Source organism: Pyxidicoccus caerfyrddinensis (genome assembly GCF_010894405.1).
In the GTDB taxonomy this organism is placed as follows: Bacteria; Myxococcota; Myxococcia; order Myxococcales; family Myxococcaceae; genus Myxococcus; species Myxococcus caerfyrddinensis.
Map to the genome: position 1 here is coordinate 96,633 of NZ_JAAIYA010000002.1, position 25,767 is coordinate 122,399.

A 25,767-nucleotide genomic window follows, 5' to 3' on the forward strand; every position below is an offset into this window, starting at 1 on the left:
CTAGTTCGCCCCAAACACCAGCGTGGTCAGCGTGGTGTTGATGTGGAAGCCCGAGTAGATCTCGAAGTGCACGTTCATCCCAGCGGCGGTGGGTGCGGCCCGGAGAGTCTCGGCGAGCTGTGACACGGTGTTGGTGGCGCTCGCATACCACATGCGCCCACCGCAGTGGAACAAGAGGGCAGCCTGGGGGTTCTGTACCCGGCGGGGCATCTCTTCCGTGAAGAAGGCGCGCGTCATGCCGGCCATGTCGCCCATCTTCATCAGCTCCAGCTCGGTGCCCTCCTCCAGGAGGTTGGCGAAGAGGATGGAGCCGTCGTCCAGGGGCTTCCAGGCGCTGCGGATGAAGTACTCGCGGCCCACGCGCAGGGCGGTGGGGCGCACCGCGAAGCCCTGCGGGGTGCCGAACTCGAGCTGGCGGATGTCCTCCACGCCGAGCAGCTCCGCGTAGCGCTTCGCGGCCGGCCGGCCGTCGATTTCGAGCGCGCGGGTGTGGCTCTCGTCCACCTTCGTAATCGTGAGCTTCTCGCCAGTGGGCACGTACCAGTGCGAGCGCAGCGCGGCCCAGGGAGCATTGGTCTTGAAGAGGGCCACCAGCACCGCGTCGCCGGCCACCTCGCCATCCACGTGGATGAGGGCGGACTGCTTCGCCGGGTCGCGGTTGGTGTCGCTGGCGCCGCCGCCGACGAGCACCAGCGTCTGGCTTTTCTCCAGGATGCCCAGCAGCAGCTCTTCCTTTTTGTAGCGGAAGCCATCGTCGATGACGAGGCCGACGTACTTGCGCGGGTCCAGGTCCTGCTGGCGCACGCCCAGGTCGTCGCAGGCGCGCTTGATGGCGGCCGCGCCAGCGCCGATGGCGTCCACGGACAGGCCGCTGCCCAGGCCCAGGCCCACCTCGAAGTCACCGGACAGCGCGGACAGCACCACGCTGCCCTCGTGGATGCCGGTGTTGTCGAGCTCGCCCGCGGTGGTGGCGCCGATGAGGCGCGTGCCCTGCGGGAGCCGCGCGCGCACCGCGCGGTTGAGGGCCTGCTGGTCCCGCTCGCGTGAGGCGAACATCGTCACCAGCCGGGGGTGGGTGCCCCCCAGCTGGCTGAGGAGGTCTTCCGCGGCGGCATCCGGCTCTTTCAACGTGGTGCGGGCCGTGTGCATCTTCACTTGTGCCATGGAGGACCTCCGGGTTGTTGCGGGTGGCGGCTAGAGGCCGCTGCCCGGGTGCTGAGTATGACAGGCCCCGGTGCACTGCTGGAACGGCGTGCGGTCGTTCCCCACGTACATGCTCTCGATGGGTCCGAACTGCGCCACGTGGGAGTCCGGGTAGGACTTGTGGCAGGACAGGCAGGCGGCCTTGCTGGTGCGCTGGATGCTCGCCTTCGTCAAGTGACAGGAAGAGCACTTCTCCAGGGGGGCGTCGAAGCGGTTGGAGCGTGAGTGGATGAAGTGGGTCCGCACGAAGATGGGGCCCTCCAGCTCGAACTCCAGGGGGGCGTGGCAGCCGGCACAGGCGGCGCGGTTGTCATTGGCATGCAGCACCTGGCTCAGCTCGCCACCCTGGCTGTGGCAGCTGTTGCAGGGGCCGGTGGTGAGGGTGGCCTGGGTGTGCTGCGGCGTGCCCACCTGGATTTCAATCGTCGTGGAGCCGGGCAGGTCCTCACCCAGATACACGCGGCGGCCCTTGGCCGTCACCAGGTAGGTGCCGGGGGCGGCGTTCGCCGGGACGGTGAACGTCCAGGTGTCCGTGTTGATTTGATTCCAGAGGTTCGGGTCGATGAAGGCGCCGCCGAACAGGACGTTGGCGAAGGGGAACGTCGTGAACTGGGCGAAGACGCCGTCGCGCTCCGGGGTGGCCACCACCTGCGCGTCGATGTCCGGGTCGAGGAACGCGCCGAGCTCGACGATGGAGCGGACGGGCTGGATGTTCTGCGCGGGGCCGATGATCTGCGCCATCAGCATGCGCTCGCGGTGCTTGCGGCGGTAGTACGTCGTCGTCGCGTCGAAGAAGGCCCGGTAGTACTGGAGGCCGGACTCGGTGCCATCCGGCGCCACCTCGTTGTAGGGCGGCAGCACGCCCTTGGGGTGCAGGCGCTTGCCCGCTCCGTCCCGCAGGGTGAGCTGGAAGGTGATGTCACTGCCCGGCGCATAGGTTCCGTTCGGCCGCGGCGGGGTGAGGGCCGCGAGCTCCAGCTTGAAACCGTAGGAGTACTCGGGGTTCTTCACCTGCTCGACGGGGATTTCGTAGGGGGCGAACGGGCGCAGGCTCCAGCGCAGGCGCAGGGCGCGGGTGTTCGGCTGGAAGGTGAGCGTGTGCGCCTTGGCGTGGTCATACGCGTTGCGCAGCTCCACGAGCGCCTCCTCCTCGAAGGCGGTGGAGCCCGAGCAGTCCGTCTTGGTGGCGCAGCCCGTGGCCGTCTGGATGGCGCGGAAGCGGCGGACGAAGAAGTCGTCGCTCTCCGTGCGGCGCGTGTACTCGCTGCCGGCATTCACCAGCACCGGCGCGCCGGTGAGACGGCCGTGCTGGTCCACCGGCTCCACCGTGAAGAAGCTGGGCACGTCCATCCAGGCCGCGGCCCGGTAGAAGCGGCGGCGGGTGAAGGGCGCGCCCAGGCCCGTGGACTCCTGGTCCGCCACGCGCACGCCGGCCCAGCCCAGGCCCGCGAAGTCGCTGTCGGTGCGCAGGGACTTCAGGCCCTCGTCCGTGGTGGCCTGCACGATGGCGCGGATGTCGATCTGGTTGATGAAGAAGGTGCCGCCCGCGCGTACGCGCACCGGCTTGCCCTCGCCATTGTGTACTTCCAGGGCCAGTGCCACCGGCTTGACGGACCCGGGACGCAGCGCGTCCGACTCCGTCACCGCCTGGGACTGCTCCTCCACCGCGACGTCACTTCCCAGCTCACCGGACACGTCCGGTCCGCCGCAGGCGAGCATCAGGCTCGCGAGGGAAGCGAGCAGGGCCGCGCGGCAGGTCGCCAGGACGGAGGGCATGCGCGAAGCAGACTGCTCGCGGCTCGCCCGGGGGGCTCCAAGACCACCCATGGTGAATCTCCTCGTACGTAGTTGAAGGCACCCTCATGGCGCCCCCCGGCCAGCGGACCCTGTGGCCCGTCGCCCGGGGGGGCGGTGAGGGCGGGGTCTCTCCCGTTTCCGGGTTTCCCCGGATCGAGCCTTTTTAGCCGTACGAAGAATATCTGCAATGAACAGAGCAATTCAACTTAGGGGCGAAATATCCGCTGTAATCCAAACCATTAGTGTTGTCGGGTGGATAGGCGAGTGACCGAGGGTGAAGTCGTGCCCCAAAGTTACGCTCGTGCTTCCGAGGGCAGGCAGGCCTCCGTGCGGGGAGTTCGGGGCAGTTCAACCGTGAATTCCGCGCCTTCTCCGGCGCGGCTGTGGACCTGGATGGAGCCGCCGTGGGCCTCCACCAATTGGCGGACGATGTAGAGGCCCAGGCCGGTGCCGGGGTGGTGGCCTCCGTCGTGGACGCGCTGGAAGCGGCAGAAGAGGCGTTGCTGGGCCTCGGTGGAGATGCCGATGCCGGCGTCCTTCACGGTGAAGCGGGCGTGGTCGGCGTCGGCGTGGACGCGCACCTCCACGGGCTGGCCCCGGCCGAACTTGAGGGCGTTGCTGACGAGGTTGGTGACGACGCGGTCCAGGCGCTGTCTGTCCCAGAGGCCGGTGGCGTCCTCGTCCACGCGCAGGGTGAGGGCGCAGCCGGCGGCGGTGGCCTGGTCGCCGTGGCGCTCCACCACCTCGCGCACCAGCTTGGCCAGGTCGAGCTCCTCGGTATCCAGCACCATGCGGCCGGCGGACAGGCGCGACAGGTCCAGCAGGTTGTGCACCAGCCGGCCCAGGCGCCGCGTCTCCATCTCCGCCCCGGCCAGCCCGTCGCGCATGCGCGGGTCATGCGAGGTGGTGTTGGCGCCCTCCAGCATGCGCAGCCGCCGCAGCCGGAGCTGGAGCGAGCTGAGCGGGTTGCCCAAATCGTGCGCCGCCACGCCGATGAGCTCGAGCGCGTCCTTCGCCTCGGCCAGCAGGCGCGCGTTGTCCAGCGCGAGCGCGGCGCGCGCGGCCAGCTCCTCCATGAAGGCGCGGTCCACTTCGCCGAAGCGGCGGTGGGGGCCGGTGGACATGAGGCACAGCGCGCCCAGCACGCGGGTGCCCACGGCCAGCGGCACGGTGAGGGCGGACGTCACGCCCAGCGTGCGCAGCAGCTCGCCGTACGCGGTGCCGGCCAGCGCCTGCGACGTGCGCGCCGCGTCCAATTCGGGCAGCAGCTCGCCGCGGCCGGTGCGCACCACGCGCGAGGGGCCCACCTCGCCGTCGTCCGGGCAGCGCAGGAGCGGCTCCCAGATGCGGCCGGCGGCGTCCATGTCCGCGCACGCCACGGCCTGCGGCCGCACGGTGCCGTCCTCACCGGGGACGAAGAGGATGCAGGCGTCGGCGACCTCGGGCACGCACAGGCGCGTGAGGGCCTCGCCCACCTCGCGCGCGCCGGACAGCGGCTGGAGGACGCGGCCGGCCTCGGCGAAGAGGGCCTGGGCGCGCTCCATGCGGCGGCGCTCGGTGATGTCGCGCGTCACCTGCGCGAAGCCGCGCAGCCGGCCGCGGCCGTCGTGCAGCGCGCTGAGCAGCGTCTCCGCCCAGAAGCGCGTGCCGTCGCGGCGCACGCGCCAGCCCTCGGCCAGCAGGCGCCCCTCGCGCGCGGCGCGCTCCTGGTGCGCGCGGGGCACCCCCGCGGCGACCTCGTCCTCCGGGTAGAGCCGGTCCGCCTCGCGGCCGATGACGTCCGCCTCCGACCAGCCGCTGAGCCGCGCCGCGCCCGCGCTCCACGCGGTGACGCGGCCGGCCCTGTCGAGGAAGCACAGCGCGTAGTCCGTCACGCCGTCCATGAGGAGCTGGAGGCGCTGCTCGCTGTGCTCGTGCCGGGCGTGGAGCGGCGCCAGGGAGCGGTGGAGCACGAAGCCCAGCGCGCCCACCCCGGCCAGTCCCACCAGCCCCGCCACCAGCGCCTGGGGCAGCGCGCCGGGCGTGGCCTCCTGGGTGATGAGGTGACCGTAGACTGCGGACAGCAGCGTCCCGAGGAGCAGCACTCCGGCCAGCAGGCATGCGGACAGACCTGCCCCAACTCGCTGAGCGAACGTCCAACGGCGCATCATTTGGCACTCCCCCCCAGCCGCTCCGGGAAACCCCGTACGGCAGGCAAGGTCAGCATCACCGATGTGAAGCACTGAAAACATCACCCCATTGGACGGGGCGGATCCGACCCGCGAGGGTTGTGATCAGCCAGGGGCAGGACATTCGCTGGTAGGCCCGGAGGCGCGCGGGGCGTCGTCGACGGAATGGCCTTCGTGATGCCAGGGGGTTATGAGGCGAACCCCCCATTTCGGGGGGCCCTGCGTTCAAGCCCATGTCCCTCGTCGAAGGTTCCAAGGTCCGCTACCTCCCGCAGCCCGAATGGGGTGTGGGACACCTGATGTCTTTTCAGGAGGAGGGCGCCAAGGCGCTCGTCTCCTTCCCGGCCCGGGAGGATGCGCCGGTGCTGGTGTCCACCAAGGGCGGCGCGCTGGTCCAGTACGCGCTGCCGCCGGGCGAGCCGGTGCTGACGTACAAGGGAAGGCTGGCCCTGGTCATCCGCGAGGAGCCGGGCGCGCGCGGCCTGCGCCGCTACGTGCTGCGCTACGCGGACGACGGCGAGGAGGACGAGCTCCCCGAGTCCGAGGTGCGCGCGCTGCCGCCGCGCTCAGACTTGCTGTCCACGCTGCGCGAGGGGCGCGTGGGCGACTCGAAGGCCTTCATGCTGCGCAAGCAGGCGCTGGTGCTGGACGACGAGCGCCGCTGCGACGCGCTGGGCGCGCTGCTGGCCAGCCGCATCATGGTGAAGCCGCACCAGGTGGGCGTGGTGCAGCGCGTGCTGTCCGCGCGCCGGCCCCGCTTCGTGCTGGCGGACGAGGTGGGCCTGGGCAAGACGATTGAAGCGGGCATGGTGTTCAGCGCGCTGCGCCTGTCGGGCCTGGCGCGCCGGTGCCTCGTGGTGGCGCCCAGCCACCTCACCGTTCAGTGGCTGGTGGAGCTGTTCCACAAGTTCAACCAGCTCTTCACGCTGATGGACTCGGACCGCTACGAGCAGTCCCTCAAGGAGGCGCCGGGCGTCTCCCCGTGGGCGCGCTTCCCGCTGGTGGTGACGAGTCTGGAGTTGCTGTCGCGCAGCGCCGAGCACCGCCGCGAGCTGGCCGGCGAGGACGCCTTCTGGGACCTGGTCATCGTCGACGAGGCGCACCACCTCAAGGGCGAGAAGGCCTTCGAGTCGGCGAAGGTGCTCGCGGGCAACTCATGGGGCCTGTTGCTGCTCACCGCCACGCCCATGCAGTTGGACCCGGCGGAGTACCACGGGCTGCTCACGCTCATCGACGCGGGCACCGCGCCCACGGTGGCGGGCTTCGAGGAGCGGCTCAAGCGTCAGGAGGAGCTGTCCTCCGCGGTGCGCGCGCTGATGGAGGGTGGCAAGCCCTCCACCGCGGTGCAGGCGCTGGCGAAGCGCTTCCCCGAGGACGCGAAGCTCGCGGCGCTGAAGGACAGGGACGCGCTGCTCCAGCACCTCGCGGAGACGTACAGCCTCAGTGACAGGCTGGTGCGCAACCGCCGCGCGGTGGTGGGTGGTTTCTCCACGCGCCGGCTGCACCGGCACCCGGTGGAGCTGCCCGCCGAGGAGCTGAAGGTCCGCGACGCCGCGCTGGCGACGCTGGCCGAGGGCTCGCTGCGAGGCGCGCCGCTGGGCAACGTGCTGCGCCGGCTGGAGTCCAGCCCCGCCGCCTTCGCGGGCGCGGTGAAGGCCAACCCCGTCTTCAAGGGCAAGGCGGATGCGCTGCGGCTGCCCACGCGCGACGCGAAATTCACCGCGTTCCTCGGCGTGCTGCGCGGCGTCTGGAAGACGGAGCCGGCGGCGAAGGTGCTCGTCTTCACGGAGAGCCGCGACACGCTGGACGCGCTCCAGTCCGAGCTGGGCCGCGAGGGCGTGGAGGCGCTGGGCTACCACGGCGACTTGCCGCTGGTGGAGCGCGACAGGCAGGTGGCGCGCTTCAGAGACCCCGAAGGCCCCAAGGTGCTGCTGTGCACGGAGGTGGGCGGCGAGGGCCGCAACTTCCAGTTCGCGCACCACCTGGTGCACTACGATTTGCCCTGGAGCCCGGCCACGGTGGAGCAGCGCATCGGCCGCCTGGACCGCATCGGCCAGACGCACCCGGTGGAAATCCACGTCTTCGACCCGGCGGGCACGCTGGCGTCGGACGTGCTGATGCTGCTGGCGGATGCCGTCGGCGTCTTCGGCGAGACGGTGGGTGGCCTGGACGCGGTGCTGGAAGAGGTGGAGGACCGGCTCGCGGAGCTGGCGCTGCTGCCTCGCGAGGCACGCGTGGCGTACGCCCAGGAGCTGAAGGCGAAGGTGGAGGCCGCGCGCGCGCAGGTGAAGCGCGCGTATGACCCGCTGCTGGACGTGCGCAGCTTCGACAAGCCGGCGGTGGAGCGGCTGGTGAAGCGCGCCCAGGAGCGCATGGGCATCGAGGCCGACGAGGACGAGGACGAGGACGGCGAGGCCCCGAGCGTCGAGGACGGCCTGTGGGGCGTGGCGCGTGACCTGGACGAGCGCCTGGAGGAGAGCGTCACCGAGCTGGCGCGCCGCGTGGGCATCGGCGTGGACGTGGACGAGCAGGTGGAGGCCTTCCAGGTGGCCTTCCAGTTCGGCCACGCGCTGAAGGTGGACGGGCTGCCGGGCCTCGACGTGATGGAGGACCGGACGCTCTTGGGCACCTTCTGGCGCGACACGGCGGTGGAGGCGGAGGAGCTGGAGTACTTCGCCACCGGCCACTCGTTGGTGGAGGCCCTCTTCGGCTTCCTGCGCGACGGGCCCTACGGGCGCAGCGGGTTCCGCTTCATCGAGAAGCGCGGGCCGATGAAGGCGCGCGGCCTGGAGGTGCTGTACCACGTGCAGCTCCCGGAGCCGGAGGACACCTCCCCGGGCGCGCGCGTGCCCAGCCGCCAACTGGCGCGCTTCCTGGAACGCACGCTGCTGCACGTGGCGGTGGTGGAGGGCGCCAGTGGCCCGAAGGCGGACACCACGGTGCTGTCAGCGCTGGAGACCGACGGCCGCGCGCTCAAGGGCGACGAGGTGAATCGCGCCTTCCCGGGCTTCGGCCCCTTCGTGGACGCGGCCGTGCCGGTGGCCCAGAAGGCCGCGGAGGCGGACCTGGCGAAGCTGGCCACCCGCGCGCGGAAGGCGATTGAGGCCGAGCGCGACGCGGCGGCCGAGCGCCTGCGCCTCTCCCTGGCCCACCAGGGCCTGAAGGCCGACGCGGTGGAGGCGCAGCTGGACGCCGAGCGCACCCACTACGAGCGGCTGCTCAAGGCGCTGGCGGGCGCGAAGGTCGTCCTCGACTCCGCTTGCGGCTTCGTCATCAATCGCTGACGCTCGGGGCAGGCGTCGTAGCGTCTGGCTCGGGCCAGACGGTGTAATGTCTGCCCTTGAACGGCCGGGGTCCCCCTCCCCGGCCGCGCACAGCCCGGCTGTACGCGTAACAGTGGTGCTGTGCGTCAATGTGTGATCCCCGTCCATTTGACCGATTCCTCAATCAACCAGAAAAGAGGAATCCGGTAATAGCCATGGCACACCGGGGCACCGCAGGGACACGACAGGCAGGGCAGGCGGCGGTGGAGGCCGCGCTGACGCTGCCGTTGGTGGTCTTCCTGGTGCTGGGGACGCTGCAGCTGTTCCTGATGTTGCAGGCGCGCATCCTCGCCCAGGTGGCGGTGTACCGGGCGGTGCGCGCGGGCAGCCTCAACCACGGCAACTGCCTGCCGATGACGCACGCGGCGCTGGTGACGATGCTGCCCACGGTGGCGCGCACCGACACCGCGGAGCGGCTCGCGGATGCCTTCTCGCCCCGGCGCCACAACCACTTCTGGGTGCGCGGCTCCACCGGCGACCGCTTCAACGAGCCGATGATTGAAATCGTCCGCGAGTCGCCGGACGCGGGCTGGGTGCAGGGGCTGGATGGCGACGAGGATTTGATGTTCGACCAGCCCACCAACAACGCCCGTGAGTTGGGGCGGCGCACGTTGGAGATACGGATGGTGGCCTGGTACTACATGCGCATCCCCTTCGCGAACTGGGTGATGAGCCGCATGTTCCTGGCCCACTTCCAGCTCCAGCGCTACACGGCCACCAATCCGCTGATGCCCACGCAGAAGCGCGCGGCCTGGTACGGCGAGACGGACGAGACGATTGGGCGCGACAGGTGGCCGGGCGGGGACCTGGGCGACCGCATGGTGCGCTGGAGCAACGACGGGCACTTTCTCTTCCCCATCCAGGTCAATGCGGCCATGCGGATGATGACGCCCGTGATGTCCGAGTACTTCCAGGGAGGCCCCGCTTGCGCCCTTCACGGTTCATGACCCGCGCACGGCGGGGACAGGCGCTGGTGCTCTTCGCGCTGACGCTGCTGCTCCTCGCGGTGCTGGTGCTGATGACGCTGGGCTTCGGCATGCGCGCGAAGGAGCGCGTGGAAATCCAGATGGCGGCGGACGCGGCGGCCTACAGCCAGGCGGTGGCCACGGCGCGGACGTTCAATGCGATTTCGGTGATGAACCGCGCGCAGGTGGCCCACATGGTGGCCATGGCCGGCACGCAGGCGCTCATCAGCCACAGCAGCCAGGAGTACGCGGCGCACAACGTGGTGTGCCCGGGTGAAATCCTGCCCAGCGATTGGTTCACGGCGGACGAGGCGGCGGCCTCCCAGGTGCTGAGCCTGCAGGGGCAGGCGGGCAACATGTACCGGGCCGGCATGTCCATCTACATCAAGCTGCTGGGTGACCACATCGCGGGACAGGAGCTGGCCAAACAGGTCGCCGAGGCGGTCAACCCCGAGCTGCAGGCTCCACCGGCGGGCGCGGAGAAGAGCTTCTCCGAGCTCAACGGCGCCAATGCGATTCGCACGCGCGACGACGTCATCAACGCGATGCTGGCGGGCACCAACAACTGCGGCGTCGGGGACGGCGCGGTGTGCCCGTCCGGCGGCAGCACCCCCGCGCTCAACGCCACCATGGGCAGCATGGGCTGGACGTGGGTGCACAACCGCCCGGGCGGCGGCGCGGCTTTCGGTACCGGTGGCGCGGCGGTGTCCACCGGCTTCAAGCACTACAACTCCTCGGCGCAGATGGACTCGTCCCGGTATGACACCGTCTCCGGGCGCAACTCGAATGCGCATGACCATGGGCGCACCGTGACGCCCGCGCTCTGCCCCACGCCGCCTCCCGTGCTGCCCGTCGCGAACGACGCGTGGGTGATGTCCGACGAGCGGCAGACGCACGAGGACCAGCACGTGTACGGCGCCCGCGCGCCCCCGGGCCAGGCGCCGGAGAATGCCAACCCCGTCTGGGAGATGCACACGCTGGGCGAGTGCGTCGTCTGCCCGGGCATCTGGCCCTTCTCCATGAGCTACAACACGGCCGAGCTGCAGCGGGGACAGGCCAACCAGTACGGCCAGCCCAAGCTGTACGCCATGCTCTACCGGGACTACGCCAGCCCCCGGCGGCGGCAGCACCCGGACCCGTGGAACCTCTTCTTCCGCTTCCGCTTCACGGAGGACAGCGACGCGGAGTTCGACAACGCCAGCCCGCTGGGCCGCGTCGGCCCCACCGGGCGCGAGGACGTGCACCGCAACCAGGTGGCCCTGTCCGCCGGCCTCGTCTACTACCACCGGCCCCGTCCCGCGGCGCAGGGGGGCGGCTGGAGCGAGCCTCCCAACTTCCTCAACCCCTTCTGGCGCGCGACGCTCGCGAGCCCCGAGGGCTCCGTCGACGACCGGCCCGCGGACAGCCTCGCCGGCGCGGGCTTCACCGGCCACGCGCGGGCCCTGCGCCGGCTGGTGGGCGAGGGCTACCGGGGCGGTGGCCCGGGCGGGAGGGGGTACTGACATGCGCTCGCGCCAGGCACGCGGACAGTCGCTGGTGGAGACGTCGCTGGCGTTGATGGTGTTCGTCACCATCCTCATCTTCGGCATCTACTTCGCGGAGGTGGGGGCGCTGACGCTGAAGGTGCAGGAGGCCGCCAACTTCGCGATGTGGGACGCCACCGGACGCGTGCTGCACAACCCGGCGGGAGGTGACTGGGGCCGGCGCGACGTGGTGGCGGACGCGGAGGCCGAGGCCACCGCGCGCTACGCGGACTTCGACGGGCGCGAGCGGATGGGCGGCACGGGCATGCCGATTCAGCAGGCGATTGCGCGGGCGCAGGCCATCCAGGTCGACTGCCGGCCGACGTTGGCCGCGGGCGTGCCGAGCCTTCCTCCGAGCTCCGCGGAGGTGTCACCCGGCGTCTCCCCTCTGGGCGATGCGATGAGCGTGGGCACGGAGGGCATGGCGTGCACGGCGTCCTCGCGGATGCGCGGTTCTCGCGTGGGCCGGTTCATGGAGGAGCGCTTCAAGGAGGCGCACCGTCGCGCGGCCACGGTCTTCACGGTGTGCGCGGCAGGGCGTGCGACGAATGGCAGGTGCACGGGGCGCTTCTCGGTGATGCTGGATGACTGGGGGCTGTCGGGCGTGGCGGAGGGGCGCGCGTGCCCGCTGAGCATCGACAGCGGGACCGAGTGCGCCAACGTGGACTACTACCGGTGGACGGAGCGCATCTACCGGGCCAACGGCGGTGGGGGTGGCGCGGGGTCCGCGCTCGCGGGGCTGGTGGGGGGTGAGTCCGTCAACGAGGACCAGTTCTTCATGAGCTTCCGCGGCCAGGAGGACAACTACGAGGAGAACCTCGGCTCCACGCATGCGGGAGGACAGCCGCGCTGGGAGACGACGCCGTTCGAGGCGCCGAACGTCCCCAACTACAACGCGGGCCGGCGGAGCCACTGGCTCGGGATGCCCCGGTGAAGCGAGTCGCCGTCGTGCTGTGCGGAGCGTGGCTCCTCGGCGCGGCCCCCCCGGCGCGGGGCGTTGCGGCGGAAGGAACGTTCATTCCAGGCAAGGCGGCCTCGGGCCCGGCGGCGGAAGGAACGTTCATTCCAGGCAAGGTGGCCTCGGGCCCGGCGGCGGAAGGAACGTTCATTCCAGGCAAGGTGGCCTCGGGCCCGGCGGCGGAAGGAACGTTCATTCCAGGCAAGGTGGCCTCGGGCCCGGCGGCGTCGGCACGCGCGGCGGCGCCGAGCAAACCGCCCGAGGAAGCCGGTGCGCCGCGCTTCGCCTGGCCCCGGTTCCAGGTGCTGGAGTACGTCGAATCGAGCGAAATCATCGAAGCCGGTGGAATCCCAGTCGCCCTGCGCGCGGTGCGCGTGAAGGAGCGGCTGCCGGAAGTGGTGCAGCGCCTCGCGGACGCGTTCCGCGATGGCGGGCTCCACGTTCCCCCGGGCCCCGAGCAGCCCCAGCTCGCCAGCGGCGCGGTGATGCTCACCGCCGTCGATATGTTCAAGCGGCTGACGTACACCGCCATCGTCCAGCCCCAGCCGGACGGCACCACCTCGCTCTACCTCGGTGAGGCCAACCACATGCTGCGCCGCGAGCCCGTCGCCGCGGGGGACTTCGCGCCCCTGCCGCCCGGCGCGAGCCAGGTGCTGCGCGTGGGAAGCGAGAGCTCACGGACGATGGCCTTCCACGTTCCCCTCTCCGGAGAAGACGTGGACGCCTTCTACATGCGCGCCCTGGCCCAGCACGGCTGGCAGCGCGTCGCGGAGGAGTCGGGCAGCTTCACGCGCTCCGGTGAGGAGCTGCGCGTGGTGCACGAGCCGGGCGCGGGAGGCCAGCGCGCGGTGGTGCTCGTATACCGGCGGGGACCCGCCACCGTCTCGCAGCCCGCGCCGCCCTGAGCGTCAGGCGCGCAGCTTCTCGCGCAGCGTCTTGGCGCGGCCCTGCATGTCGGGGTCCATACTGGTCAGCTCCACGGACTTCAGGCGCTGATCCAGACTCTGCGGCACCTTCACCTTGAGCTTGCCCTCCTCGGACATCAGCTCGAGCTTCGCCAGCGCCTTGTCGACGATGCGCTCGCGCGGGTGGTCCAGGAGGCTGTCGAGGAAGTACGCGTCCTCGGGCAGCTCCGGGTACTTCTCCAGGTAGTCCACCACGGCCTTCACCCAGTCGGCGCGGGACTCGGCGTCCGCCACCTTCTGCATGGCGGCCTTCTGGGCCTTGCGCTTGCCTTCCGGGTCGAACGTCTTGGCGAGGCCCTCGGGCAGCTCGCCGCCGGTGAAGAGCGCGTCCGCGGCGGCCTTGTACTTCTGGTAGCTCGCGCTGCGCTCCAGCTTCTGCTGCGCGGGGTCATCCTGGCGGGAGGCGTACTTGCTGCCCTTGCCGCGCCCCGCGTCGATTTCGCGCCAGCTCTTGTTGCGCTTCCCCGAGAAGCCGCCGCCGTTGTCGTCCTTGTCCTTCGCCATCCTTCATCTCCCCTTGCGCGCGCTCCACAGCGCGGCCAGTCCGCGACGGACGAGACGCCGCACCGCCTCCAGTTCCTGGGAGGACAGGGGCTGCTCCTCGTCCTGCTCCGCCTCGAAAAGCGCCTCGTCCGCGTAGGCTTGCAGCGGTTGGGGCAGCGGTGGAGCGTCCGTGTCCGCCTCCAGTGCCGCCGGGCTCACCGCGGTGAGTCCTGGCGGCCACCCCAGCTCCAGCATGGCGTACAGCTCGAAGAGCAGGTGGCGGGCGACTCCGTATCCTTCGTCCGTGAGCCCCGCGGCGTCAAGCGCGCCCAGCATTGCGTCCTGGCGGTTCTCGAAGGAATGCGTGAGCCGCGTGCGCGACTTCTCGTCGTCCTCCAGGTAACGCCAGGCGGCCTCCACGAATTCGGCCGTGGGCTCTCCCGGGTGGAAGGGCGCGGGCGGCGTGGCCTTCACTTTCTTCGGGCGCGGCGGGCGCGGGCCGTCATCCTCCAGCCGCACCGCCTTGCCCTCTTCCACCAGGTCCCAGAGGCCCAGCAGGTTCTGGTACAGGCGCCGGGCGATTTCCGGTGAGGGGAAGCGCGGCTCCTCCTCGAAGAAGGTGGGGATGAGGTCGCTATAGGCCGTACCGTCGGCCCGGGCGGCCTGCATGCGGGCGAGCACCTCGGCACTGTCCAGCGGGCTGCCAGACAGGTCGAGCAGTCCGTCGAGCGTCTGCGCGCCCTCGAATTGGCGTTGGAAGTCGGCACCTCTGTCACGGGAGCGGCTCATGGTGGAGGGGACGCTAACCACACCGGGCGAGCGGGCGCACGAAGCTTCAGTGTTCGGCGGGCCACTCGCCCATCAGCTCGTCCTGGCGCTCCTTCGGGTTGGTGGGCCACGCGTAGTCCTCGGGCACGTGGCCGCCGCCGTGCGCGGCCTGGCCGTCCCAGCTCACCTGGCCGCGCAGGAAGTCCTCGGAGTCCTCCTCCGTCACCGCCCGGCGGTTGGCGGGCACGGTGAAGGGGGCGTCGATGGGCTCTTCGGGGATGATGATGGCCATGGGGGACTCCCTCCGAGGAGACCCGGCGCGCGCGGATGTCCGCTGCCACACGCGGCCAGTGTCCTCCTGTCTCCAGCAAACCTAGGCAGGCGCCGCGCGGGAGAGGAGCGTGTGGGGCCGGGCAGCCGAGGGGCAGGCCGTCTTCCGTTTCCGGCCCGTCGCTCCTAGTCTCGGCCCCACATGGCAGAGAGTTCGGTGGAGACGTTGAGGTCCGCGGTGCAGGCGCTCTACCGCGTCCACGCGGTGGAGGGCCCGCCAGGAGAGAACGGGCTGCGCACGGTGTGGCACCTGTGCCAGGACGGCGCGGAGCTGCTGTCGCTGGTGGACGTGGATGGGCGCGTGCAGCGGCAGGAGCTGACGCTGCTGGAGGACCACTACATCTGGGCCAGCGGGCAGGGCGTGCGCACCGGGAGCCTGGAGCGTGGAGGCGCGCGGAAGGCCGGGCCCTCGGTGGTGGTGAATGCGGACCCGGAGCTCGTCCCGCAGCGGCTGCTCAAGGCCGCGTCGGCCATGGGCACGTATACGGGGCAGGACCGCTACATCATCCACATGCAGCGCGTGCTGGCGCTGGCGCGCGAGGGGCTGGAGATGGCGGGCGGCGGAATCACCCCGGGGCAGCGTCCGTCGGAGCCCACGCTGCCGTCGCTTCAGCCCGCGCCGCCGCCGGTTCAGCTCGCGTTCGGCGAGGCGCTGCCGGACGAGGTGCTGCCGCCGGTGGTGCGCAACTCCGAGGGCCTGGTCATGGTGGCCGTGCTCGGCGTGGGGGTGCTGGTGGGGCTGGCCATCCTCGCGTTCATCCTGCTCGGCTGACGCGGCGCCTCGAAGCCGGGCAGGTGCACGCCCTGGCCGGCGGGAATGGCCACGGGCGCGCGCGCGGTGACGGAGCTCACCGGGTGCGCGTCCAGCACCAGCAGGGCCGCCACGGCCGCGGCGGGCACCAGCCGCGCGGACCAGCCCAACGGCGAGTGTCCGTCACCCGCGGTGCGGCGCACGAGCAGGGTGAAGCCGAGCACCGCGAGCACGCCGGTGCAGGCCCAGCGCACGGTGCGCAGCGTCGCCGCCACCTCGAGCCCGGTCGTCACCAACTCCTGGCGTCCCGACTCGGGCACGTGCGCCAGCCCCGTGAGCAGCTCGAAGAGGTGCCGCGCCTCCATCGCGCCCACCAGCGCCACCGAGGCGAGCGATGCGCAGACGCCGCTGGCCAGCAGCAGGCCGCGCGCGCGGTGGCACGTGCACTCGTCCCTCGTCGCGTGGGAGGGGCCGAAGCGCGCCAGCGCCAGCCCCAGTGAGAGGCCCAGCAGCAGCGCCGCGCTGGTGAAGGCGCCCAGCAGCCGCGGCGCCATGGCCTGGCCGGTGCTGGAGGCGAGCACGAGGCCGGCCTCCACCTCATCCAGGTGGGGGAGCACGGCGTTGGCACGCTCGACGAGGACTTCCGTGCCCATCAACCCCAGCATCCACGGCAGCGTGGCCATTCCGAGCATGACGGGCAGCGGCACCTTGCGCTCCATGCCGGTGCTGGCGAGCGCCAGCGACAGCAGCGGCAGCTCCACCAGCAGCGCCAGCGCCACTAGCGCGGCGTAGGGGCCGGCCGCGTCCACGGTGTGCGACAGCTCGGCGGAGCCGTGCATCAGTGGCGCAAGTGTTAAGCACCACAGGAACACCGTGACAGGCACGGCCGACGCCACGGAGAGACCGGGCGCGAGACGGAGCCGGAATGGAACGAGCATTTCCAGAGAGAGTAGTCTCTCCCGCTAAATCTGTGAATTCAGACTGGGGGACGACCGACCAGCCAGTAGACGACGCTGGCGAGGGCTCCCACCACGGGCGACACCACCACACCCAACAGGTAGAGCTTCGGACACCCGCCCTCGGCGCAGCCGATGCGGCCGTGTTCGAGGGCGCCGCCCAGCAGCACGGACAGGTGCATGCCGAGGAGGAAGACGCCCACGCCGCGCAGCACGAGGCCGCGGTACCAGGTGCGTGTCCACAGGCGGAAGACGACGGGCAGCAGGACGAGGGTGACGGTGGCCGCGGCGGCCAGCGCCACGTGCCGGGCAGAGGCGGCCACACACGCCAGGGCCGCGAGCGCCAGCGCGGGCACGAGCAGCAGCGCGTTGAGGGACAGGGGCTCCCGGAAACGCATGGGGACGGGAGCGACGGTGGCAGAGCGGGGAGGGTGAGGCAAGGGCGGAGGTGCCGCCGTTGCCTGGACGACCTCGCGAGTCTTCAGGCGGCGACAGCGCCCTCGCCGAGCAGCTGCAGGTACCGCCCGCGCAGCGCCAGCAGCTCCGCGTGGGTGCCGGCCTCCACCACCCGCCCGCCCTCCACCACGGCAATCACATCCGCGTCGCGCACCGTGGACAGCCGGTGCGCAATCACCAGCACCGTGCGCCCCTTCATCAGCGCCGCCAGCCCCGCGCCCACCGCCGCCTCGCTCGCCGCGTCCAGCGCGCTCGTGGGCTCGTCCAGGAGCAGCACCGACGGCCTGCACAAAAACGCGCGCGCCAGCACCAGCCGCTGACGCTGGCCTCCGGACAGCCGGCCGCCGCGCTCGCCCACCGGCTCATCCAGCCCGCCCGGCAGCGAGCGCACGAAGTCGTCCGCGTGCGCCAGCCGCAGCGCCTCCCACAAGTCCGTGTCCGACGCCTCCGGCCGGCCCAGCCGCAGGTTGTGGCGCACCGTCCCTGAGAACAGCACCGGCTCCTGCGGCACCCACGCCATCTGCCCGCGCACGCTCGACGGCTTCAGCCCCGACAGAGGCGCGCCGTCCCACAGCACGCGCCCGCCCGACGTGGGCAGGAAGCCCAGCAGCACCGAGAACAGCGTCGTCTTCCCCGCGCCCGACGGGCCCACCAGCGCCACGCGCTTCCCGGCGGGCACCACCAGGTCCACGCCGCGCAGCGCCTCGCGCCCGTCCTGGTACGTGGCGCGCACGCCCTCCAGCACCAGCGCCTGCGACAGCGGGGCCGCCGCGTCGCCCACGTCGGGCGGCGCCGGCTCGTCCGCGAGCGCGAACAGCCGCTCCGCCGCCGCCAGCCCCGTGAGCACCTGGGAGAACGTGCCGCTCAGCGACTTCACCGGCTGGTACAAGAGCAGCGCCGCGGCCATGAAGGAGAGCAGCCGCCCCGCCAGCGCCGGGTCCGCCGCCACCGCGCGCGCGCCCCACGCCACCGCCATGGCCACGCCGGCGATGCCCAAGAGCTCCACCGTGGGGCTCACCGCGCCGCGCAGGAACAGCGAGCGGCGCATCTCCGCCAGGTAGCGCTCCGCCTCGCCCTCGAACGTCTCCAGCGCGCGCGCCTGTCCGCCATAGGCCTGCACCACCGGCAGGTTCTGCAGCTGCTCCGCCGTCAGCGCCGTCAGCGCGCCCAGCCGCTGCTGCGAGCGCGCCGCCACTTTCTTGAGCGAGCGGGCGAAGCGGTTGATGGGCAGCACGGTGACGGGCACCACGATGAACGTGAAGAGGAAAAGCCTTCCATCGATGAGGAAGCAGGTGACCAGCAGGGAGACAATCTGCAGCCCGTCCTTGATGTAGGACGTGAGTGCCTGCGTCACCGAGAACTCCACCAGCGGGACCTCCGAGGTGAAGCGCGTGAGCAGCTCTCCCGAGTGACGCCGCTCGAAGAACGCGGGCGGTTGGCCGAGCAGCCGGCCGTAGAGGAAGCCTCTCAGGTCCGACATGACACGCTGGCCCAGCCGCTGCATCAGCCCGCCCTGGAGGAACTGGGCCGTGGACTTCACCAGCGCTACCAGCACCACCAGCAGGGGCAGCCGCTCGAGCAGCGCGTCTCCCGGCAATGACACCCCGGCCACGGTGATCGGCTCACCGGTGAGCACCGCACGCAACAGCGGGCCCACCACCCAGGCATAGGCGGACGTGGCCGCCGCGGCGACGAGGGACGCGCCCACTCCCGCCGCGAGCAGCGGGCGGTACGGGCGCAGATAGCCGAGGAGTCGGCGGTAGATGTGGGGAGAAGGTCGGGGAGCCACTGTGTTCGGCGGCGCACTCTGTCACCGAGTCGCCGCAACGTCCAAGGCCAGGAGGCACACCTTCCTACATGCCCTGCTGCCTGCCCTGCCTCCTGCCACCGAGAGCAGGCAGCCCAGTTCCGTTGCTCCCTTACATCCCTGCGGACAGCTTCATGGGAGCCATGGAAACCAATAACGAAAAAGAGGCCCTGTTCAATCCGGGCTGTGAGCCGGTGGTGGAGGAAGAAGAACGCCGGCGGCTGCTGTGGCTCATGGCCGAGTACTTCCGCACCATCGGGTACACGGACATCAAGGCCCGCCTCCCCGGGTTCATGCCACCGCCCATCCTGTCAGGCACCATCGAGGACCACCGCCCCGACTTCACGTGCCGGCAATCGGACTCGGCCCGCACGCCCATCATCCTGGAGATCGTCACCCCGCACATGGTGGACGACCCGCTGGCGGAGAACCGGTGGAGCCTGCTCGCCAGCGCCGCGAAGCTCTACAACGCGGAGCTGCACTTCGTGGTGCCCAAGTGGGCCGCCAATGGACCCGTCGACCCGGGGCTCAAACGCCGGCTGGCCCGCATGGAGCTGACGGCCAACCGCGTCTGGACTGTCTAGGTTGCACCCCCTGGATTGCTGGTGCGTTTCGCTGCGTTATAGTGGCTCAGAGCTCTACGCGTCAGCGAAAAGCACAGCAATTTCCAGGGGTTGTAATCGATGGCAGGAGCGGCGGGTCAGAAGCGGGACTACTACGAGGTCCTGGGCGTCCAGAAGGCGGTCTCCGCGCAGGAGCTCAAGAGCGCGTTCCGCAAGGTGGCGCTCCAGTACCACCCGGACCGCAACCCGGGGAACCACGAGGCCGAGGAGAAGTTCAAGGAGGCCTCGGAAGCGTATGAAGTGCTGAGCGACCCCGAGCGGCGGGCCAAGTACGACCGCTTCGGGCACTCGGGCAACCCCTTCGAGGGCTTCGGCGGCGCCGGCGGCGGCTTCCAGGGCGTCAACATCAACGACATCTTCGGGGAAATCTTCGGCGACATCTTCGGCGGCGCCCGGGGTGGCCGCCGGACGAGCGCGCGCGGCGCGGACCTTCGCTACAACCTGGAGATCACCTTCGAGGAGGCGGCCTTCGGCTGTCGGCCCAAGGTCACCATTCCGCGGCCGAAGAAGTGCGAGACGTGCACGGGCAGCGGCAGCAAGAGCGGCGCCGGCCCCCGGCCCTGCTCCACGTGCGGCGGCGCGGGCGAGGTGCGCTACACGCAGGGCTTCTTCGCGGTGTCCCGTCCGTGCGGTGACTGCGGCGGCACCGGCGCGGTGGTGCCGGATCCGTGCCCGCGCTGCAAGGGCTCGGGCAAGGTCCCTTCCGAAGAGGTCATCGAGGTGGCCATTCCGGGCGGCGTGGACAACGGCACGCGCGTGCGGCTGGGCGGCATGGGCGAGCCTGGAGACCGCGGCGGCCCCGCCGGCGACCTCTACGTCACCGTCATCGTGAAGGAGCACCCGCTCTTCCAGCGCGAGGAGTACGAGGTCTTCTGCGAGGTGCCCATCTCCTTCACGCAGGCGGCGCTGGGCGCGAAGATCGACGTCCCCACGCTCGACGGGAAGGTGAAGATGACCATTCCGTCCGGCACCCAGTCCGGCAAGGTGTTCCGGCTCAAGAGCAAGGGCATCCCGCATCTGCACAGCCAGCAGCGGGGAGATCAGCACGTGCGCGTGGTGGTGGAGACGCCCACGGAGCTGACGTCGAAGCAGCGCGAGCTGCTGGAGAGGTTCGCCGAGGCCGCGGGCGAGGAGTCCCACCCGCAGTCCAAGAGCTTCTTCGCGAAGGTGAAGGAGCTGTTCGGCTGAGGACGTAACGCGGGCGTCGAGCCGCGCCGGGCGTGGCCCCGAGGCCGCGCAAGCGTGAAGCAGCCGACGCCCGCACGGCTGGCCGGCACGGGTACGGGCGCTGCAAGGGGGAGGGGTTTCCCAGAGGAATCTTCCCCCCGCTCCGTTGTCGACGGAGACGCACCCCACTGCTATGCACGCCCCTGCCATGGACGCCTCTTCCCTGCTGCGCCGCTCGCTCGCCGTCGCGTTGGCCCTGTCGTTGACGGCCTGTCCCAACCGGACCACCCGCCCCACGCCCGCCGGTGGCGGCACGGGTGACGAGGTGCCCACGGGCGACCAGTTCCCCACGCGCCCCACCGTGGAGGCGAAGAAGGACGCCGCGGCGGACGCGGCGCTGGCCCAGGCGGCGCAGACGGCCCAGGCCGCCCCCGACAAGAAGAAGGCCGCCGAGGCCTTCCTCGCGGTGCGCAAGGCGTACCCCGCCACCACCGCCGGCCAGGAGGCCCTCTACCGCGCGGGCGTCCTCTTCTTCGAGTCGAAGGACTACGTCAACTCGCGCAAGTCCTTCAACGAGCTGCTCTTCGAGAACCCGCTCTACCCGCAGGCGGATGACGCCAAGCACAAGCTGGCCCTGTCCGCGATGGAGGTGGGCGCCTACCGCGACGCGTACCAGACGCTCTCCAGCCTCGCCGAGCGCGCCGAGGGCGCCGAGAAGGAGCAGCTCCAGGCCGAGGCCGCGCGCGCCGCCGCGGGCGCCGGGCTGTACGGACAGGCGCTGACGCTGGCGGTGGAGCAGGCCGGCCAGGCACAGGGCGCCGAGGAGCAGGCCGCCGCGGTGGCTCGCGTGGAGTCGCTGGTGGAAGGCCGCGCGGACTTCGTGGACATCGCCCGCGTGGCGGAGGGGCTGTCCCCGTCCAACCCCGCGTGGCCCGTCCTCACCTTCAAGCTGGCGCGCGTCTACTACCACCTGCGCGACTGGACGCGGCTGGAGGAGACGCTGAACCGCTTCCTCGCGCAGGCGCCGACTCACGCCTTCGCGCCGCAGGCCCGTGAGCTGCTGGCCCGTGCCACCCGCCGCGTGGAGGCGAAGCCGCGCACGGTGGGCGTGCTGCTGCCCATGACGGGCCGCTACCAGCCCATTGGCGAGGCGGTGCTGCGCGGCATCCAGCTGGGGCTGGAGGGCAGCAACGTGGAGCTGGTGGTGAAGGACACGCAGGGCGACGTCAACAAGACGGGCCAGGCCATGGAGCAGCTCGCCTTCGACGACGGCGCCATCGCCGTGCTGGGGCCGCTGCTCGCGGACGACACCAAGCGCGCGGCGCTGGTGGCGGAGGAGCTGCAGATTCCGCTGCTCACCATGAGCCGCCAGGAGGGCGTCACCGACCTGGGCTCGCACGTGTTCCGCAACATGCTGACCAACTCCGCGCAGGCGGACGCCATCGTCGACTACGCGATGAACGTGAAGGGCTACAAGCGCTTCGCGGTGCTGTACCCGAACATCCCCTACGGCGTGGAGCTGGCGGACACCTTCTGGGACCAGGTGGTGGAGCGCGGCGGCACCATCCGCGGCGCGGAGCGCTACGCGCACGACCAGACGACCTTCACCACCGAGGCCAAGAAGCTGGTGGGCCGCTACTACCTCGAGGACCGCGGCGACTACGTGGGCGGCGTGCGCGACGTGCAGGGCGAGAACCTGGACGCGTACCGCCGCCGCAAGGCGATGGAGAAGGTGAAGGCCGGCGTGGAGCCCATCATCGACTTCGACGCCATCTTCATGCCGGACGACTGGCGCCGCGTCAGCCTCGTGGCCCCGGCGCTCGCGGTGGAGGACATCGTCACCAACGCGTGTGACCCGCGTGATTTGGAGCGCATCCGCAAGACGACGGGCAAGAAGGAGCTGAAGACGGTGACGCTCTTCGGCGCCAACCAGTGGAGCAGCCCGAAGGGGCGCTCGGGGCTGCCGGAGCTGGTGGAGCGCGGCGGCAAGTTCGTCACCTGCTCGGTGTACGTGGACGGCTTCTTCGTGGACTCGCAGCGGCCGGCCACGCGCCGCTTCGTGCAGGCCTATCGCGCCGAGTACAAGGACGACACGGGCAAGGACCCGGGCCTGCTGGAGGCCATCGGCTATGACTCCGGCCGCATGCTGCGCCAGCTCATCGAGAAGAAGGAGGGCGCGCCGCGCACCCGCGCGGAGATGCGCGACGCGCTGGCGGGCCTGAAGGACTTCGATGGCGCCACCGGCCGCACCTCCTTCAACGAGAAGCGCGAGGCGGTGAAGCAGCTGTTCCTCCTGTCCATCGACAACAAGGGCATCACCGAAATCAACGTGGACAAGGAGAAGGCGGCCTCGGGAGGCTCGGGTACATGAGTCCGGGCCGGAGGGCGGTGGCGCTGCTGGCTTGCGGGTGGCTGGCGGCGGGGGCGGGCTGCGCGCACGCGCCGCCGAAGCTGGCGCCGGACGTGGAGGCGCGGCTGACGGCGACGCCGGGCGGCTACCTCTCCGGGAGCGTGGTGGGGTGGGACGTGGACGCCGTCCTCAACCGGCAGGACTTCATCTGGGGCCTGGCCTTCTCGCCCCGGGGCGGGCGCGTGGCGTACACGCGGCTGGGCTCCAAGTTCTACTTCCTGTCCCTCTGGTCGCTGGGCCCTCCGCCGAAGCAGCTCGCGGATTCGCAAATCAATCCGTACGAGTTCGACGTGGAGGGCGTGGCCTTCTCTCCGGACGGGGACCTCGTGGCCACGGCCGGCAAGGACGGGGTGGTGCGCCTGTTCGACGCGGCCACCGGTGCGCTCCGCGGTGAGCGCCGCACCGAGGAGCCGCTGGGCGCGGTGGCCTTCCACCCGGACGGGAAGTGGCTGGTGGTGGGCAGCCTCAAGGGGCTGTTGACGGTGCTGGCGGTGCCGGGGCTGGAGTACGCCTCCGAGGAGCGCGGCCACGTGGGCGTGGTGAGCGCGCTGGCCTTCGCGCCGGACGGGACGCTGTACTCGGGTGGCTGGGACAAGCACCTGCGCGCGTGGCGCACGGGCGTGGAGGCGCTGAAGCCCGGCGTGGCGCGTGTGCACTTCGAGCGGCGCGGCGGCTCCGCGGTGCTCGGTGCGACGTTGAATGACAAGGCGCCGGTATCCCTCGCGCTGGACGCGCGCGCGCCGGCCGTCATCCTCACCAGCGCGGCGGCCACCGCGGCGGGCATCGACGTGCCCTTCCTCAAGGAGACGTTCAACCTCCCCGGCGCGCTGGGCACCACCGCGGCGCGACTGGCGCGCAACCAGTCCCTGCGCTTCAAGTCGCTCCTGCTGGAGGGCATGGACGTGGCGGTGTGCGACTCGTGCGTGCCCCCTGGCAGCGACGGCGTGCTGGGCAGCCCCTTCACGGACCGCATGGAGGTGGCCTTCGACGAAGTCACGCAGGAGGCCGTCCTCACGCTGAAGGGCGGCGCGCCGGTGGAGCCCACGCGCCCGGTGGAAGCGCTGGTGCTGACGACGCGCTCGGACTTCACCTTCCCGGCCTACGTGAGTGACGTCACCGTGGACGCGCGTGGGCAGCGGCTGGGCGTGGGCCTCTCGGAGCAGCTCCCCGAGCGCAACCGCATCGTGTACGAGCGCGAGCGCAAGAAGGTGGAAGAGCCGCAGGGCCCCTTCAACACGGGCGCGCTGGTGGATGCGAAGTCCGGCCAGGTGCTGCACAAGTGGCCGCTGCACCATGGCGTGGTGTCCTCCGCGGCCATCTCTCCGGACGGGCGCTCGCTGGCCACGGGCGGCTGGGACAAGAAGGTGTACCTCTTCACGGAGGGCGCCGACGCCGCGCGAGCCGAGCACGGGTTCAACTGGTCCGTGCGTCGGGTGCGCTTCAGCGCGGACGGGCGCCTGGTGGGCGTGGCCGCGTGGACGCCGCAGGTGGCCAGCAGCAGCGGGGACAGCGACCCGGCCGCGGTGCTGCTCGGCCTGCGCTACGCGGCGCCCTCCATCGAGGGCGCCGCCGCGCCTCAGTAGTTGAGGTGGATGGCGCTCTTCGGCACGCCGCGCGCCTGGAGCGTGGCCTTCACGCCCTGCACCATCTCCGAAGGGCCGCAGAGGAAGGCCACCTCGTCCCGCAGGGGCTCCTCGCCCAGGTGCGCCTGCACGTAGCCGGTGAGGCCCTGCCACCCGCTGGCGCCGGGCTGGCTGACGGTGCGCACCACGCGGATGCCGCCGGCCTCCCACTCGTGCAGCTCATCCGAGTACGCGAAGGCGCTCGGCGTGCGCGCGCCGAAGAAGAGCGTCACGCGGCGGTAGGCCTCGCGCTCACGGCGGACGCTGGCGATGACGGAGCGGATGGCGGAGATGCCGGAGCCGGAGGCGAAGAGGAGCAGGTCATGCCCCCGGGCTCGCTCCAGCGGGAAGCCCTTGCCCTCGGGCGGTGTCACGTCCACCCGGGCGCCGGGCCGCAGGCGGATGAGGGCGTCGGGCAGCGGGCTGCCGGCCTTGAGGAGGAACTCCCACCGCGTCCCCCGGGCGTCGGGCGGGGAGGCGATGGCAAAGATGCCCTCTTCCTGGCCGGGCAGGCGCAGCCGGACGTACTGCCCGGGGTGCGCGTGGGTACCCACCAGGGGTGTCCCCTGGAGGTCGAGCACGAGGTCGGTGAGGCCATCGGCGGCGGGCGAGATGTCGGAGACGGTGGCCGGGTGCCAGTCGGGCATGGTGGGCTCGGTTTTAACCCGTTGCGCCGGGTGCGTGCGTCCCCTGGTAATCTGGGGGGGTGAAGAGTCTTCTCTGGATAGTGCTGTTCCTGCTGGGCCTCGCCGGCGTGGTCATTCCGCTGACGTATCTCTATACGGCCAGCAAGCTGCCGCCGTTGGAGAGCGAGTTCGACGTCCAGAAGCAGCTCAAGCACAGCATCGAAGGCGAGCGGATGAGCCTCCGCGCGGGCCAGTACGAGAAGAACCCGCGGCCCATCACCTTCGGGCCCCCGGACTTCTCGCGACTGCCCAAGGACCTGGTGGCGCTCTACATCCGCCACATGGGCTGCCCGCGGTACTTCCAGACGCCGCGCGAGGACGGGCGCGCGTGGGCCTGGCGCCTCTTCACGGGCGTGACGACGGGCGGCGAGCCGCCGGGGGACGGTGGGTGCGAGCGCATCCTCGCCATGCGCATCGCCAGCGCGCTGAACATCCAGGGGCCGCTGGCGCAGTCGGTGGCCGCGCAACGGCTGCACACGTTCATGCAGAAGGACCAGCTCATCGCGTACGACCTGGCCATCATCTACTTCGAGCGCGGCATCGTCGGCGTGGAGGACGCGTCCTGGTCGCTCTTCGGGCGTGAGATGGGAGAGCTCCAGCTCGCGGAGCTGGCGGAGCTGCAGCTCGCGCTGCCGCCGTTCGGCTATTACGGCGACCTCAAGGCCTGCAAGAACCCGACGGTCATCCGGCAGAACCGCAACATGCTGCTGGAGGACCTGGCGGGCTGGAAGCTGGTGAGCGAGGACCGGGCGCGCAACGCCATGGCCCAGCCCGTGTTCTGCACCCGCTCACTGTGAAGCGGGGCG

At 71.1% G+C, this 25,767-nt stretch carries 20 protein-coding genes; 11 read left to right on the forward strand and 9 right to left on the reverse strand.

The annotated features are described in order from the left end of the window. The 3 genes from G4D86_RS03995 to G4D86_RS04005 form a co-directional block, all read right to left on the reverse strand. Window positions 1-1,164, reverse strand: coding sequence for an FIST signal transduction protein (locus G4D86_RS03995; protein ID WP_163989554.1), 1,164 nt, complete (start codon window positions 1,162-1,164; stop codon window positions 1-3). Window positions 1,165-1,194: 30 nt separating this feature from the next. Beyond that, entirely contained in the window at window positions 1,195-3,030 is a 1,836-nt protein-coding gene (locus G4D86_RS04000; protein ID WP_163989556.1) for a cytochrome C, read from the reverse strand. Between the two features lie 263 nt (window positions 3,031-3,293). After that, window positions 3,294-5,150 (reverse strand): sensor histidine kinase, encoded by a 1,857-nt coding sequence (locus G4D86_RS04005; protein ID WP_163989558.1) that lies wholly within the window; start codon window positions 5,148-5,150, stop codon window positions 3,294-3,296. A 251-nt stretch (window positions 5,151-5,401) separates the two neighbouring features. On the opposite strand from G4D86_RS04005, the gene G4D86_RS04010 reads away from it, so the two are divergent. The 5 genes from G4D86_RS04010 (at window position 5,402) to G4D86_RS04030 (ending at window position 12,842) form a co-directional block, all read left to right on the forward strand. Beyond that, the gene (locus tag G4D86_RS04010; RefSeq protein WP_163989560.1) at window positions 5,402-8,452 is read left to right on the forward strand and encodes a helicase-related protein; all 3,051 of its coding nucleotides are present in this window, start codon (window positions 5,402-5,404) and stop codon (window positions 8,450-8,452) included. A 194-nt stretch (window positions 8,453-8,646) separates the two neighbouring features. Then, a complete protein-coding gene (locus G4D86_RS04015; protein WP_163989562.1) occupies window positions 8,647-9,438 on the forward strand; it encodes a TadE family protein in 792 nt (263 codons plus the stop codon). Beyond that, window positions 9,435-10,958 carry a pilus assembly protein gene (locus tag G4D86_RS04020; RefSeq protein ID WP_163990796.1) on the forward strand — a complete coding sequence of 508 codons (1,524 nt, stop codon included), beginning with the start codon at window positions 9,435-9,437 and terminating at the stop codon, window positions 10,956-10,958. The genes G4D86_RS04015 and G4D86_RS04020 overlap by 4 nt, the downstream gene beginning before the upstream one ends. A gap of 1 nt (window position 10,959) precedes the next feature. Then, window positions 10,960-11,913, forward strand: a complete 954-nt coding sequence (locus G4D86_RS04025; RefSeq protein WP_205519452.1) for a hypothetical protein — start codon at window positions 10,960-10,962, stop codon at window positions 11,911-11,913. Continuing rightward, window positions 11,910-12,842 carry a hypothetical protein gene (locus G4D86_RS04030; protein ID WP_240360029.1) on the forward strand — a complete coding sequence of 311 codons (933 nt, stop codon included), beginning with the start codon at window positions 11,910-11,912 and terminating at the stop codon, window positions 12,840-12,842. Before G4D86_RS04025 ends, G4D86_RS04030 begins: the two co-directional genes overlap by 4 nt. Before the next feature lie 3 nt (window positions 12,843-12,845). Here the strand turns inward: G4D86_RS04030 and G4D86_RS04035 are convergent, their stop codons facing one another. The 3 genes from G4D86_RS04035 to G4D86_RS04045 are packed head-to-tail and all read right to left on the reverse strand — an operon-like array spanning window position 12,846 to window position 14,445. Beyond that, on the reverse strand, window positions 12,846-13,406 hold the full coding sequence (locus G4D86_RS04035; protein ID WP_163989566.1) for a hypothetical protein: 561 nt from the start codon (window positions 13,404-13,406) through the stop codon (window positions 12,846-12,848). 3 nt (window positions 13,407-13,409) lie between these two features. Then, window positions 13,410-14,174 carry a hypothetical protein gene (locus G4D86_RS04040; protein ID WP_163989568.1) on the reverse strand — a complete coding sequence of 255 codons (765 nt, stop codon included), beginning with the start codon at window positions 14,172-14,174 and terminating at the stop codon, window positions 13,410-13,412. A gap of 46 nt (window positions 14,175-14,220) precedes the next feature. Beyond that, window positions 14,221-14,445 carry a hypothetical protein gene (locus G4D86_RS04045; protein ID WP_163989570.1) on the reverse strand — a complete coding sequence of 75 codons (225 nt, stop codon included), beginning with the start codon at window positions 14,443-14,445 and terminating at the stop codon, window positions 14,221-14,223. 195 nt (window positions 14,446-14,640) lie between these two features. Between G4D86_RS04045 and G4D86_RS52570 the strand changes: the two genes are divergently transcribed. Beyond that, window positions 14,641-15,255 carry a hypothetical protein gene (locus G4D86_RS52570; protein ID WP_240360030.1) on the forward strand — a complete coding sequence of 205 codons (615 nt, stop codon included), beginning with the start codon at window positions 14,641-14,643 and terminating at the stop codon, window positions 15,253-15,255. Window positions 15,256-16,210: 955 nt separating this feature from the next. On the opposite strand, the gene G4D86_RS04055 is transcribed toward G4D86_RS52570, so the two are convergent. Beyond that, complete coding sequence (locus tag G4D86_RS04055) at window positions 16,211-16,588, reverse strand: hypothetical protein (protein ID WP_163989574.1); 378 nt, start codon at window positions 16,586-16,588, stop codon at window positions 16,211-16,213. An 83-nt stretch (window positions 16,589-16,671) separates the two neighbouring features. Then, a complete protein-coding gene (locus G4D86_RS04060; RefSeq protein WP_163989576.1) occupies window positions 16,672-18,435 on the reverse strand; it encodes an ABC transporter ATP-binding protein in 1,764 nt (587 codons plus the stop codon). A 161-nt stretch (window positions 18,436-18,596) separates the two neighbouring features. On the opposite strand from G4D86_RS04060, the gene G4D86_RS04065 reads away from it, so the two are divergent. The 4 genes from G4D86_RS04065 to G4D86_RS04080 all read left to right on the forward strand — a co-directional run bounded on the left by G4D86_RS04065 (window position 18,597) and on the right by G4D86_RS04080 (window position 24,236). After that, on the forward strand, window positions 18,597-19,037 hold the full coding sequence (locus G4D86_RS04065) for a hypothetical protein (protein WP_163989578.1): 441 nt from the start codon (window positions 18,597-18,599) through the stop codon (window positions 19,035-19,037). 99 nt (window positions 19,038-19,136) lie between these two features. Continuing rightward, window positions 19,137-20,264, forward strand: a complete 1,128-nt coding sequence (gene dnaJ, locus G4D86_RS04070) for a molecular chaperone DnaJ (RefSeq protein ID WP_163989580.1) — start codon at window positions 19,137-19,139, stop codon at window positions 20,262-20,264. Window positions 20,265-20,451: 187 nt separating this feature from the next. After that, window positions 20,452-22,614 carry a penicillin-binding protein activator gene (locus G4D86_RS04075; RefSeq protein WP_420821839.1) on the forward strand — a complete coding sequence of 721 codons (2,163 nt, stop codon included), beginning with the start codon at window positions 20,452-20,454 and terminating at the stop codon, window positions 22,612-22,614. Continuing rightward, entirely contained in the window at window positions 22,611-24,236 is a 1,626-nt protein-coding gene (locus tag G4D86_RS04080; protein WP_163989584.1) for a WD40 repeat domain-containing protein, read from the forward strand. The genes G4D86_RS04075 and G4D86_RS04080 overlap by 4 nt, the downstream gene beginning before the upstream one ends. On the opposite strand, the gene G4D86_RS04085 is transcribed toward G4D86_RS04080, so the two are convergent. Beyond that, entirely contained in the window at window positions 24,230-24,922 is a 693-nt protein-coding gene (locus G4D86_RS04085) for a ferredoxin reductase domain-containing protein (protein WP_163989586.1), read from the reverse strand. The genes G4D86_RS04080 and G4D86_RS04085 overlap by 7 nt on opposite strands. Before the next feature lie 59 nt (window positions 24,923-24,981). Between G4D86_RS04085 and G4D86_RS04090 the strand changes: the two genes are divergently transcribed. After that, complete coding sequence (locus tag G4D86_RS04090) at window positions 24,982-25,758, forward strand: transglycosylase domain-containing protein (protein ID WP_163989588.1); 777 nt, start codon at window positions 24,982-24,984, stop codon at window positions 25,756-25,758. The last annotated feature ends 9 nt before the right edge of the window (window positions 25,759-25,767 follow it).

What these genes read in the sequence shown, in the direction of transcription:
- G4D86_RS03995 (WP_163989554.1), bottom strand. Translation starts at nt 1,164, where the DNA reads ATGGCACAAGTGAAGATGCACACGGCCCGCACCACGTTGAAAGAGCCG.
- G4D86_RS04000 (WP_163989556.1), bottom strand. Translation starts at nt 3,030, where the DNA reads ATGGGTGGTCTTGGAGCCCCCCGGGCGAGCCGCGAGCAGTCTGCTTCG.
- G4D86_RS04005 (WP_163989558.1), bottom strand. Translation starts at nt 5,150, where the DNA reads ATGATGCGCCGTTGGACGTTCGCTCAGCGAGTTGGGGCAGGTCTGTCC.
- G4D86_RS04010 (WP_163989560.1), top strand. Translation starts at nt 5,402, where the DNA reads ATGTCCCTCGTCGAAGGTTCCAAGGTCCGCTACCTCCCGCAGCCCGAA.
- G4D86_RS04015 (WP_163989562.1), top strand. Translation starts at nt 8,647, where the DNA reads ATGGCACACCGGGGCACCGCAGGGACACGACAGGCAGGGCAGGCGGCG.
- G4D86_RS04020 (WP_163990796.1), top strand. Translation starts at nt 9,435, where the DNA reads ATGACCCGCGCACGGCGGGGACAGGCGCTGGTGCTCTTCGCGCTGACG.
- G4D86_RS04025 (WP_205519452.1), top strand. Translation starts at nt 10,960, where the DNA reads ATGCGCTCGCGCCAGGCACGCGGACAGTCGCTGGTGGAGACGTCGCTG.
- G4D86_RS04035 (WP_163989566.1), bottom strand. Translation starts at nt 13,406, where the DNA reads ATGGCGAAGGACAAGGACGACAACGGCGGCGGCTTCTCGGGGAAGCGC.
- G4D86_RS04040 (WP_163989568.1), bottom strand. Translation starts at nt 14,174, where the DNA reads ATGAGCCGCTCCCGTGACAGAGGTGCCGACTTCCAACGCCAATTCGAG.
- G4D86_RS04045 (WP_163989570.1), bottom strand. Translation starts at nt 14,445, where the DNA reads ATGGCCATCATCATCCCCGAAGAGCCCATCGACGCCCCCTTCACCGTG.
- G4D86_RS04055 (WP_163989574.1), bottom strand. Translation starts at nt 16,588, where the DNA reads ATGCGTTTCCGGGAGCCCCTGTCCCTCAACGCGCTGCTGCTCGTGCCC.
- G4D86_RS04065 (WP_163989578.1), top strand. Translation starts at nt 18,597, where the DNA reads ATGGAAACCAATAACGAAAAAGAGGCCCTGTTCAATCCGGGCTGTGAG.
- dnaJ (WP_163989580.1), top strand. Translation starts at nt 19,137, where the DNA reads ATGGCAGGAGCGGCGGGTCAGAAGCGGGACTACTACGAGGTCCTGGGC.
- G4D86_RS04075 (WP_420821839.1), top strand. Translation starts at nt 20,452, where the DNA reads ATGGACGCCTCTTCCCTGCTGCGCCGCTCGCTCGCCGTCGCGTTGGCC.
- G4D86_RS04080 (WP_163989584.1), top strand. Translation starts at nt 22,611, where the DNA reads ATGAGTCCGGGCCGGAGGGCGGTGGCGCTGCTGGCTTGCGGGTGGCTG.
- G4D86_RS04085 (WP_163989586.1), bottom strand. Translation starts at nt 24,922, where the DNA reads ATGCCCGACTGGCACCCGGCCACCGTCTCCGACATCTCGCCCGCCGCC.